This is a genomic window from Pseudarthrobacter sp. NCCP-2145, from assembly GCF_023708005.1.
Classification (GTDB): domain Bacteria; phylum Actinomycetota; class Actinomycetes; order Actinomycetales; family Micrococcaceae; genus Arthrobacter; species Arthrobacter oxydans.
This window is the reverse complement of the sequence record NZ_BRCG01000005.1, coordinates 96,965-113,658: the sequence shown is the minus strand read 5'-3', so window position 1 is coordinate 113,658 and position 16,694 is coordinate 96,965. Positions and strand designations below refer to the sequence as shown.

14 protein-coding genes and 1 pseudogene are annotated in these 16,694 nt (G+C 64.7%); 8 read left to right on the top strand and 7 right to left on the bottom strand.

Annotation, left to right across the window (positions count from 1 at the left end):
* The first annotated feature begins 4 nt into the window (after positions 1–4).
* The 5 genes from NFU08_RS06040 to NFU08_RS06020 all read left to right on the top strand — a co-directional run bounded on the left by NFU08_RS06040 (position 5) and on the right by NFU08_RS06020 (position 3,942).
* A complete protein-coding gene (locus NFU08_RS06040; protein WP_251421374.1) occupies positions 5–826 on the top strand; it encodes a M23 family metallopeptidase in 822 nt (273 codons plus the stop codon).
* A gap of 5 nt (positions 827–831) precedes the next feature.
* Positions 832–1,497, top strand: a complete 666-nt coding sequence (locus tag NFU08_RS06035) for a DUF305 domain-containing protein (RefSeq protein ID WP_251421610.1) — start codon at positions 832–834, stop codon at positions 1,495–1,497.
* 29 nt (positions 1,498–1,526) lie between these two features.
* Positions 1,527–2,162, top strand: a complete 636-nt coding sequence (locus NFU08_RS06030; RefSeq protein ID WP_251421371.1) for a DUF3105 domain-containing protein — start codon at positions 1,527–1,529, stop codon at positions 2,160–2,162.
* 77 nt (positions 2,163–2,239) lie between these two features.
* A complete protein-coding gene (locus tag NFU08_RS06025) occupies positions 2,240–3,040 on the top strand; it encodes an SURF1 family protein (protein ID WP_251421607.1) in 801 nt (266 codons plus the stop codon).
* 194 nt (positions 3,041–3,234) lie between these two features.
* Positions 3,235–3,942, top strand: a complete 708-nt coding sequence (locus NFU08_RS06020; RefSeq protein ID WP_251421368.1) for a metal-dependent transcriptional regulator — start codon at positions 3,235–3,237, stop codon at positions 3,940–3,942.
* A gap of 596 nt (positions 3,943–4,538) precedes the next feature.
* Here the strand turns inward: NFU08_RS06020 and NFU08_RS06015 are convergent.
* Positions 4,539–5,789, bottom strand: a complete 1,251-nt coding sequence (locus tag NFU08_RS06015; protein ID WP_251421365.1) for an Nramp family divalent metal transporter — start codon at positions 5,787–5,789, stop codon at positions 4,539–4,541.
* A 245-nt stretch (positions 5,790–6,034) separates the two neighbouring features.
* Between NFU08_RS06015 and NFU08_RS06010 the strand changes: the two genes are divergently transcribed.
* Entirely contained in the window at positions 6,035–7,021 is a 987-nt protein-coding gene (locus NFU08_RS06010) for an arsenic resistance protein (RefSeq protein ID WP_251421362.1), read from the top strand.
* Between the two features lie 389 nt (positions 7,022–7,410).
* Here the strand turns inward: NFU08_RS06010 and NFU08_RS06005 are convergent, their stop codons facing one another.
* On the bottom strand, positions 7,411–8,085 hold the full coding sequence (locus NFU08_RS06005; RefSeq protein ID WP_251421359.1) for a fasciclin domain-containing protein: 675 nt from the start codon (positions 8,083–8,085) through the stop codon (positions 7,411–7,413).
* 210 nt (positions 8,086–8,295) lie between these two features.
* Entirely contained in the window at positions 8,296–8,964 is a 669-nt protein-coding gene (locus NFU08_RS06000; RefSeq protein ID WP_251421356.1) for a metal-dependent transcriptional regulator, read from the bottom strand.
* 70 nt (positions 8,965–9,034) lie between these two features.
* On the opposite strand from NFU08_RS06000, the gene NFU08_RS05995 reads away from it, so the two are divergent.
* Complete coding sequence (locus NFU08_RS05995) at positions 9,035–10,159, top strand: multicopper oxidase domain-containing protein (RefSeq protein WP_397425330.1); 1,125 nt, start codon at positions 9,035–9,037, stop codon at positions 10,157–10,159.
* Positions 10,156–11,388, top strand: coding sequence for a ZIP family metal transporter (locus NFU08_RS05990; RefSeq protein ID WP_251421350.1), 1,233 nt, complete (start codon positions 10,156–10,158; stop codon positions 11,386–11,388). The genes NFU08_RS05995 and NFU08_RS05990 overlap by 4 nt, the downstream gene beginning before the upstream one ends.
* Here the strand turns inward: NFU08_RS05990 and NFU08_RS05985 are convergent.
* From NFU08_RS05985 to NFU08_RS05970, 4 genes and pseudogenes are all read right to left on the bottom strand, one after another.
* Positions 11,385–12,167, bottom strand: a pseudogene (locus tag NFU08_RS05985) (recombinase family protein). The gene NFU08_RS05990 and the pseudogene NFU08_RS05985 sit on opposite strands and share 4 nt — an antisense overlap.
* 164 nt (positions 12,168–12,331) lie before the next feature.
* Positions 12,332–13,201, bottom strand: a complete 870-nt coding sequence (locus NFU08_RS05980; protein WP_251421347.1) for an AraC family transcriptional regulator — start codon at positions 13,199–13,201, stop codon at positions 12,332–12,334.
* Between the two features lie 51 nt (positions 13,202–13,252).
* Positions 13,253–15,619 carry a beta-galactosidase gene (locus NFU08_RS05975; RefSeq protein WP_251421604.1) on the bottom strand — a complete coding sequence of 789 codons (2,367 nt, stop codon included), beginning with the start codon at positions 15,617–15,619 and terminating at the stop codon, positions 13,253–13,255.
* Positions 15,620–15,714: 95 nt separating this feature from the next.
* Positions 15,715–16,629: a LysR family transcriptional regulator gene (locus tag NFU08_RS05970; RefSeq protein WP_251421344.1), complete on the bottom strand. Its 915-nt coding sequence runs from the start codon at positions 16,627–16,629 to the stop codon at positions 15,715–15,717.
* Between the last annotated feature and the right edge of the window lie 65 nt (positions 16,630–16,694).

Genomic DNA, 16,694 nt, shown 5'->3' with positions numbered 1-16,694 from the left:
CGCTGTGCCCTCCTCCCTCCATGGCCGCCGCCGCGCTCTGCCCAGTGACCGCTCCCGGCGCCGCGCCGGTGCTGCCAGAACTGCGCGCCGCGCCGTCCGTCCCGTGGCCCCGTCCCCGCGCCCTGTCTGGCTTCCCGGGGCCTCCGCTTTTGCCGCCGTCGTGATGCTTGCAGCCGGCATACCCGCCGCGCATGCCGGGCTTATTGCCGCCGGCACCGTTCCCGCCGCCGAGCCGGCCGCTGTGGAGGCAGCCCCGGCCATAACAGCGCAGGAACAGGCGGTCATCACTTATCCGCGCACTGACGTCGGGACCCGTCCGGCCGAACGGCCTGAGACGCCCGCGCCTGCCGCAACAGGATCCACCGCCGGGACCCCCTCCGCAGTTCCTTCCGCTGCAGCGGCGGCACCGCCAACGGTTGTGCCCGTGGATACCACCCTGGGCGCTCCGCTGGCCAGCATGTCCATTTCCTCTCCGTTCGGGTTCCGGACGAGCCCGATCACGGGCGCGTCCGGTGAATTGCATACCGGGCTGGATCTGGTGGCTTCGTGCCAGACGGCAGTGTTCACGGCCGGCTCGGGGACCGTCGTGGAAGCTGGATGGTCCCAGAACGGCGGCGGAAACCGCATCGTTGTCGATCATGGCAATGGGATGAAAAGCACGTACAACCATCTGTCCTCAATAGAGGTCTCCGTCGGTTCTGTGGTGGCCAAGGGCCAGCGGCTCGGCGGGGCCGGAACAACCGGAAACTCCACCGGATGCCACCTGCACTTCGAAATCGTCCGCGACGGCGTGACGGTGGATCCCCAGGGCTGGCTCCGGCCGTGACCCTCATGGAACCGGGCGACCAGGCGCCGGCAACGTCACCAATGCACCGGAAGCGGCTTTGGGCTGTTTTCTTCATAGTAGTGGCCCTCACCGCGCTGGGCTTCTTCGCTTTGGGCCGGCTTTCCGCGGCGCCCGCACTCGTCCCGGACTCCGGCCCGGACGCCGGATTTGCCCGGGATATGCAGACCCATCATGCCCAGGCGGTGGAGATGGCAATGCTGATTCGGGACAAGTCCGACCACCCCGAGGTCCGGGCGGTCGCCTACGACATCGCCACCGCGCAGCAGCATCAGAACGGGCAGATGTTCGCTTGGCTGCAGGACTGGGGACTGTCCCCGGCCGGGACAGCGCCGCCGATGGCCTGGATGACGGCAGATGGTACTCATGACGGGGCCGGAGCCGCGCATGGTGCCCAGGGGTCCGGCCCTGAAGGTGCCATGGAAGGCATGGCGACCCCGGAACAGATGCAGGCGCTGCGGGAAGCTTCAGGTGCGGAGGCCGATCGTCTGTTCGTTGATTTGATGATCCGCCACCATCAAGGAGGCGTCGCCATGGCCACCGCCGGTACCCGGCTGGCGGAAACCTCAAAGGTCCGGGACTTCGCTGCCCGTATCCTCGAAGCACAGACAGCTGAAATCACGGCCCTTGAAGAACTCCGAAGCCGACTCTGATCGCCCCAAAAAAGAGAGTGAGACCGCCGATGACCGGAAAACCAAAAGCCGGTGAGGACCGCAAAGCGCTCCTGGCAGCAGTGCAGGCCAAACAGCGGGCCGCTGACAGACGGCGGGCCTGGCTGATCTACGGCACCGGCGCGGCCGTCGTCCTCGCAATCATTGCCGCGGTGACCTTTGTCCTCGTAGGGGAGGTGCAGCAGCGCGAACAGCTCAATGCAGCGGCCGCACGGCCGATCGAGGGCGAGCAGGACTATCCGGACCAATCCAGGAACCACACCAGCCAGGCAGTCAATTATCCACAGACTCCGGCCACCGGCGGGGACCATGCGCCGGTCTGGACGAACTGCGGGATCTACACGGCCCCCGTTGAACAGACCCGGGCAGTGCATTCCCTCGAACACGGGGCCGTGTGGCTCACCTACCGCCCCGACCTTGCCCCGGACGAGCTCGCCGAACTGACCGCTTTGGCCGGCAAGCAGGACTACCTCCTGCTCAGCCCGGTAGCCGAACAAGCCTCCCCGGTTGTGGCAACAGCCTGGGGAAAACAGCTTGCCGTGGACAGCGGCAGCGACGAACGTCTGGCACCGTTTATTAAGAAATACCGGCAAGGCCCGCAGGCACCTGAGCCCGGGGCCGTTTGTTCCGGCGGCGTGCAGGGCTGACCTTGCTGCCGAACAAGGACCGGACGCCCCGGGCCTACGGATTCCTGCTGTCCTGGCGGTGGCTGGGCATCCTGGGCATGGCCGTTCTGTTCGCAGCGGCCTGCATGGGGCTGGGTAACTGGCAGATGGACCGGCGGAACCAGGCGGTCACCGAAATCCGCCGCGTCCAGCAGAACTACGACAAGCCGCCCGTGCCCTACGAAGAAGCCAGCCGCTACTTTGACGACCCGGACCCGGACGCCAAGTGGACCACGGTATCTGTCAGGGGCCAGTACATCGCCAACGACCAGCGGATCGTCCGGAACCGGCCCAACTACTCGGCCGCCGGATACGAGGTTCTGGTCCCGTTCCGGCTGGTTTCCGGTGAAACGATCATCATCAACCGGGGCTGGGTTCCCATCGGGAACAATCGGCCAGGCTACCCTGATACGGTTCCTGCACCGCCCCCCGGAACTGTCGCAGCAGTGGTGCGGATCAAACCATCAGAGGCCGACGTGGACCGGAGTGCTCCCGAAGGGCAACTGGCCAGCATTGACCTGGCCTCCTATGCGCGCCAGCTCGAATACCCGGTCAAGACCGGCAGTTATGGGCTCATGGCCTCCGAATCACCCCCGCCGGAGCTTGCCCCTCAGCAACTCGCCCCACCCAAGGTGCAGGAAGGATCCAACCTGTCCTACGCAATGCAGTGGATTACCTTCGGAGTGCTGGCCTTCGTCGGGTTCGGCTATGTAGCGCGGCAGCAGGCCCGCATCGGCCGGGAGGAACGTGAAGCTGCGGAACCGTCCGAACCTGGACAGCAGGCCAGCCCACAGGGCAAACCACGGCGCCCACGCTCCGATGACGAGGAAGATGCTCTTCTGGATGCCATGGGCCTCTAACAGAAAAGGCCAGCCACGTGTGGAGTTCCTGACTGCCAGCCTCCGTCGGACGGGTGGATCCGCTGCAGGGGCGACGACCGGACCATGGGCGGTCGTTTGCTCCGCTTGGCATCAAGGACTGAGCCCCCGGCCCTTGATCATCCTTCCACCAAAGCGACGGCTCACTGGCTGCCTACAGGGTGGGCGGCGCGGCAGTGGATAAGCCCGTCGTTTCTGACCTGACCGTTGCCGCCCAGGCCTACTTGAAGCTCCTCTACACCGCCGGTGAATGGTCGGAAGCGCCGGTCACTGTTGGATTACTGGCGGACCGGCTGGGCCTCAGTATGTCCACGGTCTCGGAGGGCATTGCAAAACTCGCGCGGCGGGATCTTGTCACACACGCCAAGTACAGCAGCGTCAGCCTCACGCCCAATGGGCGGCTGTATGCGCTGGTCATGGTCCGCCGACACCGGCTCCTGGAAACCTTCCTGGTGCAGACCCTTGGATACACCTGGGACGAAATCCACGACGAGGCCGCAAAGCTCGAACACGCGGCCTCCGAACACCTGATCGCCACAATGGATGAACTCCTGGAACACCCGTCCGCTGACCCTCACGGCGATCCCATCCCCACAGCCGACGGACAGATGCGCCGGCCCGGAGCCAGCCAGCTGACCGCCGCGCAGCCAGGACAAAACGCGGTTATTTGCCGGGTCTCGGACGCGGACCCGAAGTTGCTGCGTTATTTTTCCGCCCTTGGCCTCACCCCCGGTACCGAGCTCACCATCAGGGAGCGGAAGCCCTTCGCGGCAGGGACAACCTTCCACGTGACCCGCAGCGGGCAGGACATCACGCTCGGAACCGAAGCGACGGACGCGGTGTGGGTGGTCCCTGCCAGCAGCGGGGATTCCGCGTCCGGGTAAGCCCGGCTGTCCGATCAGGCTTGCCGGTGATGGTGAGAACGCAGGTCAGCCATGATCAATGTCGCGTTGGTCAGCGACTGTCGGTTGTCCCGAAATCTCCTTCACCGGACCCTACCGATACGGGTGGGCAGTACTGTCCCCAAATTTGGTGGTCGACAAAATGGAACTGAAGCCCTTAGATTGCGGTACCGACCGGTATGCACGGCCGTGGAAATGACGGCACTTCCCATCAGGCGGCCAACACTTGCCCGATCCGAAAAGGAGTTCTGGCATGTCCCCATGTGACGCCCCCAAACCGGCACGGCGGATGGCCCACTTTTACACGGTCAAAACGGCCTCCGGGGCGCTGGGCATCAGTGAAGCAGAAGTTTTGAAGATGCTGGAGAGTGGTGAGCTCCGCGGTCTCCGGCTCGTGCCGCCAACTCCTTGGCTCGTCGATGGCAGAGCCCTGGACGAGTTCGCCCTTCATTGGTGGAACAACCGTCCGCATGACCAGCAGCGGCCAGGACGTCACCCAGCGAACCAAGAGTGACGCACGCGGTGAGGGTGGCTCCGGTCGGCAGCGGTGACTCCGCTTCCAGGTAACTCCGGGATGATCAGGCTTGACCGGTGATGGTGAGGGCGATGAGGACGCAGTTCAGGCCGACGATGAGCGTCGCGCTGGTCCAGCCCGCGATTTTCAGTGGTGTCGAGTCGGTGTGGATGCCCATCACGTCACGTTTTCCGGTGAGCCGGATCAGCGGGATCAGGGCGAACGGGATGCCGAAGCTGAGCAGGACCTGGCTCAGGACCAGGGCTAGGGTCGGCTCGATCCCGGCACCGAGGATCAGCAGGGCAGGGATCAAGGTGATGACGCGACGGGTAAGCAGCGGTACGCGGAGCTTCAGCAGCCCACCCATGATCGTGGCGCCCGCGTAGCAGCCCACAGATGTTGAGGCCAGTCCCGAGGCCAGCAGCCCGATCGCGAAGACGACGCCGATGACCGGGCCCAGGGCGGAGGTGACAGCGGCGTGGGCGCCGGCAATGGTGTCTGTTCCTTCGATGCCGCGCAGGCTGGACGCAGCCAACAAAAGCATCGCAATGTTAACTACCCCGGCGAGCATCAGGGCGCCCGCCACGTCGAAGCGGGTGGCCTTAATGAGTCGTGTCCGGACGGCGGGATCCTTGGAGAAGCCGTGCCGGTCCCTCGCCAGCGCCGAATGCAGATAAATCGCGTGCGGCATCACCGTGGCTCCCAGCATGCTGGCCGCGAGCAGGACGGTGTCCGTTCCCTCAAAGCGGGGAATCAGGCCGCCCAGGGCGCTCCCGGCATCGGGCGGATTCACGAACAGCCCGGATACGAAACCGACCGCGATGACGCCAAGCAGGATCAGGATCGCGTACTCAAAGGACTTCTGGCCCCGTGCGTTCTGCAACGCGAGAAGCAGCATTGATGCCACACCAATGATGAGCCCGCCGGCCAGCAGCGGAAGGCCGAACAACAGGTTCAGCGCCACGGCACCGCCGATGACCTCCGCCATGTCGGTTGCACCGGCGACCACCTCAGCCTGGAGCCAGTACATCCGTCGTTTGCCGTTGCCAAGACGCTTGCCCAGAATTTCGGGAAGGCTCAGGCCCGTGGCCAGCCCGAGTTTGGCCGACTGATACTGCACCAGCACGGCCATGGCGTTCGCTGCCACCAAAACCCAGACCAGCAAATATCCGTAGCTCGCACCCGCGGTGAGGTTCGCGGCAACGTTTCCAGGATCCACGTAAGCGATCGCGGCCACAAAGGCCGGGCCCATCAGCAGCAGGCGGGACCACCGGCGTCCCGCGGCCGGGCGTGCCTGAAGTGTGGGAATAGCCATCATGGTCCTCGTCATCGCGGGCGTGGTGATACCACCGAGAATAACGCAAAGTTAGGCGTACCGAAAAGTAAAGCTTCGGTTTACCTTGCACGTGTTGGGCCCGCGGCTGAGCGCTGCTGGTAAGTGTTCCGTCCGGCGGCGGGCGGTTTTTCGTCAGCTGACGCCCGCTCGTGCTTGTTCCCGGGCCGGGCTGGCCTGCTTCGTCATCTTCCGACGCCCCATATTCACCCGCCTACGCTTGATGAATGCGAGTAGCCCGTTTGATCAGTGTCATGGAGCGCCGGCAGATCGGCCTTTACCTGCTGGCCATTGTGGCTGGAGCAGTGCTCGGCTGGCTCGTTCCTGCCGGGTCTGTGCCCCTGGAACAGGCCATCTACCCCGTCCTGGGATTGCTGCTGTTTGCGACGTTCCTGGGCATCCCGTTTGCCTCTATCGGTAAGGCGATACGTGATGTCCGGTTCATGGGGACCGTTCTGGTCCTGAACTTCCTTATCGTCCCAGGCGTTGTCTTTACCCTGTCCCGGTTCATTGCACATGATCAGGCCCTTCTGATCGGGGTGATGATGGTGCTGCTGACCCCCTGCATCGACTACGTGATCGTGTTCTCGGGACTGGCCGGCGGCTCAAGCGACCGGCTGCTTGCGGCCGCGCCGCTGCTGATGCTCACGCAGATGCTGCTGTTGCCCTTGTACCTGCTGTTCTTTGTGGGCCCCAACCTGGTCTCCGGGATAGAGCCAGGGCCCTTCATCGAGGCGCTTGTCTTCCTGATCGTTATCCCGCTTGTTCTGGCGGCTCTCACCCAGGCATGGGCCAGACGGGCAGCCGCAGGCCGTGCCGTGATGACGCTGATGGAAGGGCTGATGGTTCCCTTGATGATGCTGACCCTCGCTGTCGTCATCGGGTCACAGATCTCCGGCGTGGGCAACGAGATCGGATCCCTGCTGTCGGTAATCCCGATCTATGCTGCGTTCCTCGTGGTGATGGTCCCGCTGGGTATGGCAGCGGCGCGGGTAGGCGGTTTGGACGCCGCCAGTACCAAGGCCGTGATCTTCAGCGGCGCAACACGCAACTCCTTGGTCGTACTCCCCCTTGCCCTGGCCCTTCCCGAGCCTCTCGCCCTGGTATCCCTCGTCGTCGTCACCCAGACATTAGTGGAGCTCACCGGGATGGTGGCCTACGTCAAGATCGTCCCCCGGATCATCAGGACGGACCGGACCCTCCAATCCAGCTAACGCGGCCCTCTCCGCCCCACTCCCTCGCACCGCCGGCCATGGAGCACTCCTCAAACTCAAATGAGTAAATGAAGCTTTACGCATTTGAGTTTGCCCAGCAGTCATTGAGAAAGGGGTATGGCTAGCGCGGCGGGTCAGTTCTGGTCAAGCGGCTGCGGGAGAGTGCCGGCTCTGCACGGTAGTCAGCGGAGATGACGGAAATAGGAGGTTCACTCTCAAGACTGCCGGCCCGCCATGGGATTCCTGCCCGATGGACTTAGGCGTCCAATATGAGTTATCGCGGCCAAAGAGGGTGTGGCTACACAAGAAACTGCTCCCGGGAAGTTTGGACTGAGAAATTCGGTTCCAACTTCCAGGGAGCAGTCTTATGGCGCTGGGTTAGCAGCGTCTTACTTGGGCATCAGCACCGAGTCGATGAGGTAAACCGTGGCGTTCTTGGTCTGCACGCCGCCGCAGATCACGCTGGCGTCGTCGACCTTGAGTGCGTCGCCGCTGCCGGTGACGGTTACCGAGCCGCCCTGGACGGTGGCGTGGGTGCCGGCGATCTTGTCAGGAGTGATCTGGCCGGGAACCACGTGGTAGGTCAGGATCTTGCTCAGGAGGGCATCATCGGTCTTCAGCGTGTCGATGGTTGCGGCGTCGATCTTGGCGAAGGCGTCATCCACTGGGGCGAAGACGGTGAACTCGCCGCCGTTGAGGGTGTCCACCAGGTCCACCTTCGGGTTCAGCTTGCCGGAGACCGCGGCAGTCAGGGTGGTCAGGATCGGGTTGTTCGATGCTGCGACAGCGACGGGGTCAAGGGCCATGCCCTCGACGGAACCTGCGCCGGTGGGGACCTGCTCGGCGTAGGCGGCGCAGCCCGGCCCGACCAGGTTGGCGGCCGGGTCCATGGCGCCGGCCGAGGCGCTGGCGGACGCCGAGGGCGCAGCGCTGGAAGCAGAAGGTGCAGCGGCGGGAGCGGAGGATCCTGAAGTGGTAGCCGATCCACCGCAGGCTGTCAGGCTAAGCAAAGCCGCGGCTGCAACGCCGGCGACCGTGAAAGTTGTGCGCTTGATTGTCTGCATTCTAAGTTCTCCTTGACTTCTGGCCGGTTACCTGGCCTCGACCGATGTCCACCTGCCCCTGGCTGGTGTCTCAATGACTATTCGGCCGACGCAGAAACATGGATGGGTCAATATCAAGGAGTTTTTCGTGGGATTCTTCGCTTCTGAGAAACTGCCCACTTATACAGGGTGAAGCGGGCCGGCCGATGGGCGGGGCTGCCTTACCCGCAGCTAATTGGCGATGACCCAGATCGCCTCTGCCGCTGAGGGGCCAAGGTCAACGTCGCGATCTTGCAGTCGGACCGTGGTGACGTCCGCGTAGGGGCGGTGTGCCAAGACCCTCAGCTGCGTATCGGGTGCCAGGCCGAGTTCTGCGAAATAGCGAAGCATCTGCGGGTCCGAGTCGGAGATCCTGGTAATTCTTAAACCTCTGTCCGGTTCAGCTTCCGCGAGCTGGAAGCCCTGGGGTACAGGCAGCCGACCGTTCGCCGAGGGGATGGGGTCTCCGTGCGGATCTCTGGTGGGGTGGCCGAGGCGTTCAGCGATGCGTTCAATCATGGTGTCCGACACGGCGTGTTCGAGAATTTCAGCCTCGTCGTGCACCTCGTCCCAGCCGTAGCCCAAGATCTGGACCAGGAACGTCTCCAGCAGCCGGTGCCTGCGCACCATTTGAACGGCGTGATCACGCCCGTCCTCGGTCAATTCGATTTTTCCGTAAGGCGCGTGGGCGACCAGACCCTGTTTGGTGAGCCGCCGAATCCCATCAGAGACCGTGGAGGGTTTCACTCCCAGACGCTCAGCCATCGCTCCAACTGTGATGGGGGTCTGTGACCATTCAGTGGCTGACCAAATCATCTTTAGGTAGTCCTGTGCAGGGGCGGTCAAGTCAGAGACGGTCATAGTCCAATACTACCAACAGAAAAGCAATGTTAGACTGGGCTAACATTAGTTTTTGAGCATTGGAGTTAAGATGGATGGGTCACCGAAAAATAGCGTCCGAGCCATGCCCAGCCGACGGCGTATGCTCTCCGGCGTTGCGGCTTTCGCTGCCCTTCCCGCTGTTGGCGCCTGGGTGTCGCTCGAAGGGATCCAAGGTCCAGCGTCGTCCGGGCATGGGGCACACGGCACACAGACAGCCCCCATGGGATCTTCGGTTGCCCCGGAGCCCTCAACAGGCTCGGGTGCCGCCCATGCGACCAACCACGCCGGGCATGCTGGTTTTGCTGGCGGATCTGTCCCGCCGGAGCGCGCGGGCATTGACCCCACCGCGATCCTGCACGACTTCGACCGGGGCACCACCAGCACTCTGCCCGACGGCAGGACCCTGCGGGAGTGGGACATCGTCGCCGTGGACAAGGATTTTGAGATCGCCCCGGGCGTCACCTTCCCGGGATGGAGCTACAACGGCCGCATCCCCGGCCCCACCCTCTGGGCGCAGGAAGGGGACGCGCTGCGGATTCACTTCACCAACGCAGGGGCGCACCCGCACACCATCCACTTCCACGGGATCCACCGCGCGGAAATGGACGGAACGCCAGGCATCGGGGCCGGGTCGATCGCCCCGGGGCAAAGCTTCACCTATGAATTCGACGCGACCCCGTTCGGCACCCATCTCTACCACTGCCACCAGTCACCCTTGGCCCCCCATATCGCCAAGGGTCTCTACGGAGGGTTCATCATCGAGCCCAAGGAAGGCCGTCCGAAGGCCGACAACGAGATGGTGATGGTGATGAACGGGTACAACACCGACGGCGGAGACGACAACGAGTTCTACTCTGTCAACGGATTGCCCTTCCACTTCATGGACTTCCCTGTCCAGGTCAAACAGAACGAGCTGGTGCGGATCCACCTGATCAACATCCTCGAATACGACCCCATCAACTCTTTCCACCTGCACGGGAACTTCTTTCACTACTACCCGACCGGGACCATGCTCACGCCCAGCGAATTCACGGACACCATCTCCCAGGCACAGGGCCAGCGCGGCATCGTGGAGGTGCGCTTCCCGTACCCGGGCAAGTACATGTTCCACGCCCATAAGACCGAGTTCGCCGAACTGGGCTGGATGGGCTTCTTCGAGGTGAGCGCATCATGAGCCTTGATGAAAAGACAGCCGCAGCACCGGCAGCCGAACCCCACCGCCGGACCCCGGTGCCGCGCTGGCTGCTCGGCGTGGGACCGCTGGTCTTGATCGCGATACTTCTTGGCCTGTTTTCGCTCCTGAATGCGCCCGGGTTGTCCAAGCTGTCCGAGGGCGTTCCGCCCAAGGAGGAAGTCGCCGTCGAAGACATCCGGCTCACGCCGGGCCAGATCGCCATCACCGTCCGAAACGAAGGACCGGACCGTGTCTCGATCGCCCAGGTCAATGTCTCGGACTACTACGCGCTGTTCACCCAGACCCGCGAGACCATGGCGCCGCTGGAGTCCACCACCCTGACCATCAGCTACAACTGGGTGGAGGGTGATCCCTACGAAGTTGCACTGGTGACCTCTCTCGGAGGCAAGATCCCCGCGGACATCGAAGCCGCGGCACTGAGTCCGGAACGCGGCAGCTCCTTCTTCGGCCTCATGACGCTCCTTGGCGTGTACGTCGGCGTCATCCCCGTTGCCTTGGGGATGCTGTGGATGCCATTCGTTCGCCGCGCGCCCGCATCCTGGGTCCGGGTCCTGCTGGGCGTCACCGTGGGACTGCTCGCGTTCCTTGCCATCGATGCCACACTCGAAGCCGTGGAACTCGTGGCGGACAACGGCGCGTTCGGTGGCCCGATAGTGGTGTTCCTCGGCGCGGTGGCAGCCTACCTGGTCCTTGAAGGCACCGACGCCTGGATGCGCCGGCACCAGAAGCTGAGCGCTACATCCCAGCCCGCCACACTCCCCCCGGGCCGCCTGGCACTGCTGATTGCGATAGGCATCGGACTGCACAACTTTGGCGAAGGACTCGCCATCGGGTCCGCCTACGCCGTGGGCTCACTCGCCCTGGGCGCGTCCCTTATCGTCGGCTTCGCCATCCACAACACCACCGAAGGCCTGGCCATCGTCACCCCCTTGGCGAAGCAACCGCCAGGCCTTGCCCGTCTGGCACTCCTAGGACTCATCGCCGGTTCACCCGCCATCGCCGGGGCCCTGATCGGAGCAACCGTCTACCAGCCAGCCCTCTCCGCCTTCCTGCTTGGCGTCGGCGCCGGAGCGGTCGCCCAGGTGGCCGTCAAACTCATCCCCCTACTCAAGGACCGCACAGAAAAAACGCTCACGGCACCAACCACCATCGGGATCATCCTGGGACTGGCCGTGATGTTCGCAACCGGACTACTCGTGCAGGCTTAGACGATATGGGGCGGGAGGAAGCGGCGGCCCTGAAGGGTCTCCAAGTCCCTTCTCGTCAAGGCATCACGATCCATGCTGGCCCATGCGCTCCCGATGGGAGGAAGCCGCCTCCGAGGCACGAACACGGGAACACGCGGGAACCAGCGGACCGGACAGGCGGCGTCTACCGGGACAGCAGCTTTTCGCCGTCCGGCTCGCAGTTCCCCGTGGGGCGATACGTGCCGGTACAGGGTCTGGCGAGTGATGCCTAGTCCCGTGCAAAGTTCGCTGCCGGGCTTACCCATGGAGGCCATGGCGAGACGAAGTTTCGCTGGTGTCATCTTATAGGGGCGACCACCGTTGCGGCCGCGGGCTGAGGCGAGGCCGGCGAGGGTGCGCTCGGAGATCAGTTCGCGTTCGAACTCGGCCAAGGCGGCGAAGATCCCGAAGACGAGCTTTCCAGATGCTGTGGTTGTGTCGATAGCGGTGCCCTGGCCGGTAAGGACTTTCAGCCGATGCCCCGTTCAGTCAGGTCGTGGACGATGTTAACCAAGTGCCGGAGGTGCCGGCCGAGCCGGTCGAGTTTTCCAGACCACCAAGGTGTCGCTTTGGCGCAGTGCCTTGAGAAACGCGGCCAGGTGGGGCCGGTCGTCCTTCTTTCCCGAAGCCTTGTCTTCGTAGAGCGAAGCCGCGTCGGTGCCGGGAGGCCAAAAGTGCGTCCCGCTGCAAATCTGTCGTCTGAGAACCGTCGGCCTTCGAGACTCGCATGTTTTCGACGAGCCCGGTCGGGTAGGGCACACCCCAACCTGACGTCAGATTTGCCCGACAAAAGCGTCAGATTGGGATCCCTAACGAGCATTTCGGACACACCCCATGGAAGGCCTTAGGCCCCAACCTGACACTCATCCGAACGGGTTTGGAGCGGGCCGGTCCTCTACGGAAGGCCTGGAAAGCCACAACCGCCTCACCCCTTCCGTTCCGCCCGGTACGCGCTGGGGCTCACCCCGTGCAGCCGGCGGAACTGGCGCGAGAAGTAGAACTGGTCTGCCAGCCCGATCTCCCGGCCCACCTCCGCAATTGTCAGGTCTGTTGTGTCGAGCAGGAGCCTGGCCCGGGCCATCTTCAAAGCCGTGTGATGGGCCAGCACACCCCCGCCCGTCGCCTCCCGGAACAGCTTGCTCAAGTGCGACGGCGAAACACCCACCACCCTGGCCAGGTCCGGCAGGCGGATGGCGCCGTCCACCCGGTCCTCCAGGAACTTCATGGCCTGCTGCAGCGGCGTTCCCTGTTCCGGGAGGCGACGGTCAACCGCCAGGGTGGCCAGCAGCTTCCACGCCATTCCCGCGGTCGCTACCAGGCGGGCCGGCGACTGGTCCTGCTCCAGGGCAGTGATGATCTCGTCCATCATTGCGGTCAGCCGGTCCACGGCCACCAGCGGAATAAGGGGCCTGCCGGCGCGCACCCCGGATTCTTCAACGAGTTCGGCGGCATCGGAGCCGCGGACGTGGCACCACCAGATGGTCCAGGGGTCCTCAGCAGAGGCACCGTAGGCATGAGCCTCACCGGTGTTGCCGGGAAGTACGACGGCGGTCGCCTTGCCGACGTCGTACCGCGCACCGCCGGATTCCACCCACCCCGCCCCCGCGACGCAGAGGATGACGATGGTTTCCTCCGCGCCCTGGGGGCGGTACCGCCCGTGCTCTTCGGCAGCAGGAAAAACGCCGGCATCGGTGACCACCAGACGCCGCGTGATGGGACGCTCCAGCGCCTCCCGGACCAGCGGCCGGGGAACCACCACCAAGCGCTGGTTGGGGAACCCCGCTGCCCGCTCCACCCCGCACTCCTTCCGCCACGAAGTGTCTATGCTATGGCACAAGGCGGCAGCTCAGGCGGGTTCCTCCGTCCACCCAATCCAGTGGAGGAGCTCGAGGCTGTCCAGGGAAACCAGGTCACCGGCAACCGCGTCCCGCCGGCGCTGCGCCTCGGCCGGCAGCCCAACCTCTGCATCTTTCGGGAGCGGCAGGATCTGGAGCCTTACGTCCGAGCCGTGGCGTATCCCGGCGTCATTGGTTTCGATAATCCATGGAGAACCATCCCAGAACCTGTCCGCCACCACGGTTCCGTCAACCACCAGGCGGGCAACATCCCCGGCCCAGGAAACCTCCAGTTCCGTATGGTCCCCGGCCAGGTCCGCCCCCGCCACATCCACCGCATAAACAGCTGCCAGCTCGTCAACGTCTGCCTCCGTAGGTGCGGCAGCGCGGCCCGCTAGGGAGCCGAACGACGCCGGAACGGACTTCGCGGCGCGGATCCGCTCGGCAGGCAGCGTCCGGCGAAAGATTTCAGGCTTCAAGGTGCCTGTCCGCACGACCTCGAACCCGCCGTCCGCGGTGGAGTAGCGCCGCACGGCGGGTTCTCCCTGCGACCTGCCGGCCAGGCGGCCGTCCGCTCCAACCCAGAGCGGGCCTGCGGACAGGACCAGCTGCCGCCCCCGCGGTGTTTCCAACGCCCACGCCTGGCCGGCCAGGCGGGAGGGCAGGACAAGAATGGCCAAAGAGCCTGCGTCCGAGCTCGCCGTCAACGTGACCGGACCGCCGCTGTCGGCGGCGTACACGCCCTCGCCCAGCGCGGTTGCCGGCCCCTCCAGAACGGTTCCTTCCGGCACGCACAGTTGCGGCACTATCCCTTCCTCGGCGGCGAGGACCAGCGTGGGTGCACCGTCCGGGTCCAGCAGTGTGAAGGCCGACGCCGTTGCCCAGCGAAGGCGGACACCTGCCACATCCAGATTGACGGGCCAGCGCGCGATGGTTCCGGCAGGAATGGTGAGGCCTCCGCGCGGAAAAATGAGTGTTTCCCCGTCCAGGAGGAGCCTGAACTGGGCTCCCGGGTAATCCGGCAGGGGAATGTGCGGCTGGTGCCAGGTGACAAACAGGAAGCCGGAACCACCGTCCGAGCGCATGGCCCAGCGGAGCGTGGCCGCGTCATCAATGCTTGCAGGAAGTGTGTCCGGCAGGGTGGACGGCATCGGGGCGAGCCGGGCACCAAACGCCGCCAGGAACGCGTGCTGCTTCCGCAGTTCGGCGAAGCTCGGCGCCAGCCGTCCCGCCGCACCGATGGGGGCGTGGAAATCGTAGTCAAACACCGGAAGATCGTTGGGGTAGCCCGTTGCCTGGGACTCCTGCATTCCGCCCGGGGGATTAATTCCGCCGGTGAACATGTAATGGCCCTGCCACGCGGAGCCGCTGCCGATCTTGGTGTTGGCCACCGCCGCAACGTCCTTGCCGCCGGGCCATGGCCGCCGCTGGTAGGCCGTGGCCATGCCGCCGGTGAGTTCGCAGGTTGCCGGCGGATAGAGCGTGGACTGGGAACGGGCCGGTGCAGCACCGCTTCCCGAGAAGTGTTCACGCAGGTCCGCACCGATCCCCGGGTCATCCCACTCGTGGCTGAAGAAGTAGTGTTCCCGGAAGGTGGGGTCCCACGGGGCGTCGGCGTCAACCCAAAAGCCGTCCCCGTAGCCACCGAAGACCGGCATGACGTCGACCTCAGGGATGTCAGCCGCGCCCCAGGCGGTTGCCGTCCAGACGGGTGCGCCCAGCCCGGCCGCCCTGGCCAGTTTCTTGAGCTCCGTGATGTGCCGGGGCTGGTCGTAGAGCTCATTTTCCAGCTGGATGCCAATGACATTGCTGTCCGGGCCGGTGAGGCCGTGCAGTTCCTTGCCGATGCGGGTGAACCAGCGCTCCACCATGGCCAGGTACGCGGGGTCGTTGGTCCGGTGTGCCACCGGCGCGGCCTGCACCCAGTCCGGGAAGCCGCCGTTGCGGGCCTCGCCGTGGCACCAGGGGCCCAGGCGCAGGACCAAGTCCAGGCCAACGTCAGCGCAGAGCCGGACGAACGCAGCCACGTCCAGGTTGCCGTCAAAGCGTGCCTCGCCTTCAACCGGCTCGTGGTGGATCCAGAAGATGTAGCACGCCACCACCGTGATCCCTCCGGCCTTCATCAGCCGGAGCCGCTCTTCCCAGCGGGACCGGGGCAAGCGGCTGAAATGCATTTCCCCGGAGACCGGCACCGCCGGGACGCCGTCGTGTTCCATGTACTGGCTGGTGAGCCGCCACCTTTTGTGGCGGTCCTCCGTGTTGCTCATGGGCGGGAACTGCAGCGCCCGTTCGTGCGGCCGGTGCGCGGCGCTCAGCATCCCGGCGCTGGGCATCTCAAGGGTCCCCAGCCCGATCGGCATGGAGGTCTCGGGGTTCATCACTACTTCACACTATGCCCATCACTCCTGGCCGCCCATGGCAGATAAGTGCAGCTATATGGACGATCTTCTTCGCGCCGGTGTTCCGCACGTCCTCACCGGGAGTCGGCCGTCGAATGCTTTGCGACCTCCAGGAGCGTCGTCTGGAAGGCAATTTCGGCAGCAGCACGGACCCTGTCATGGCGGTGCGCCAGCAGGACCCGCCGGGACGGGGCCGATGAGCCCAGCGAAACGATGCTCACGCCGGGGTGTTTATTGACGACGGCGGTCCGGGGCGCCAGCGCGATGCCCAGGCCAACACTGACCATGGCCTGGGCCTCCTGGTAGTCATTGGCGTGGAAGGCGATCCGGGGCGTAAATCCGGCAGCGCTGGCACTTCGCTGCAGGACCTCCACGACAGGGTGTTCCTGGCCGCGGACGATCCATTCCTCGTCCGCCAGGTCCGCCATGGCCACCTGCTTCCGGCGGGCCAGGCGGTGGTCCTTGCCGACAATCAGCGCTGTGGCGTCCTCGAACACCGCGGTCAGGGCGAAGTCCTCCGGATTCATCCGGTTCCATTCGTAGTCCCACAGCAGTGACATTCCCACCTGGCCGTTCTCCAGCATCTCAATCAGGTCCTCGAACCGGCTGCTGCGGACATGCAGCTCGATGGCCGGGTACTCCTTCTTGAATCGGCTGATGACGACGGGGAGGAACGAGCCTCCGAGCGTGGGGAAGGTTCCCATGGTGAGGCTGCCCCGGTTAAGGCCTGCGATTTCCGCAAGGTCGGCCTCGGCCGCTGCCATCTGCCGGAGGATGCGCCGCGTATGGGAGGCAAGGACGTGTCCGGCATCCGTGGGGACCATGCCCCGCGTCTGCCTCTGCAGGAGGGGCTGCCCGATTTCGGCTTCCAGGCGCCGGAGCTGCTGGGAAACCCCGGAGGGCGAGTACACATGCTTTTCCGCCGCAGCGGTGATCGACCCGAGCTCAACGACATCAAGCAGCAGTTCAAGCCTCCGGACGTTCAACATGGCAGCCCTCCGATTGAAGTTTTTGTTACATACCCCTCACCATTCTAGGCCCCTGCTTCATGCAG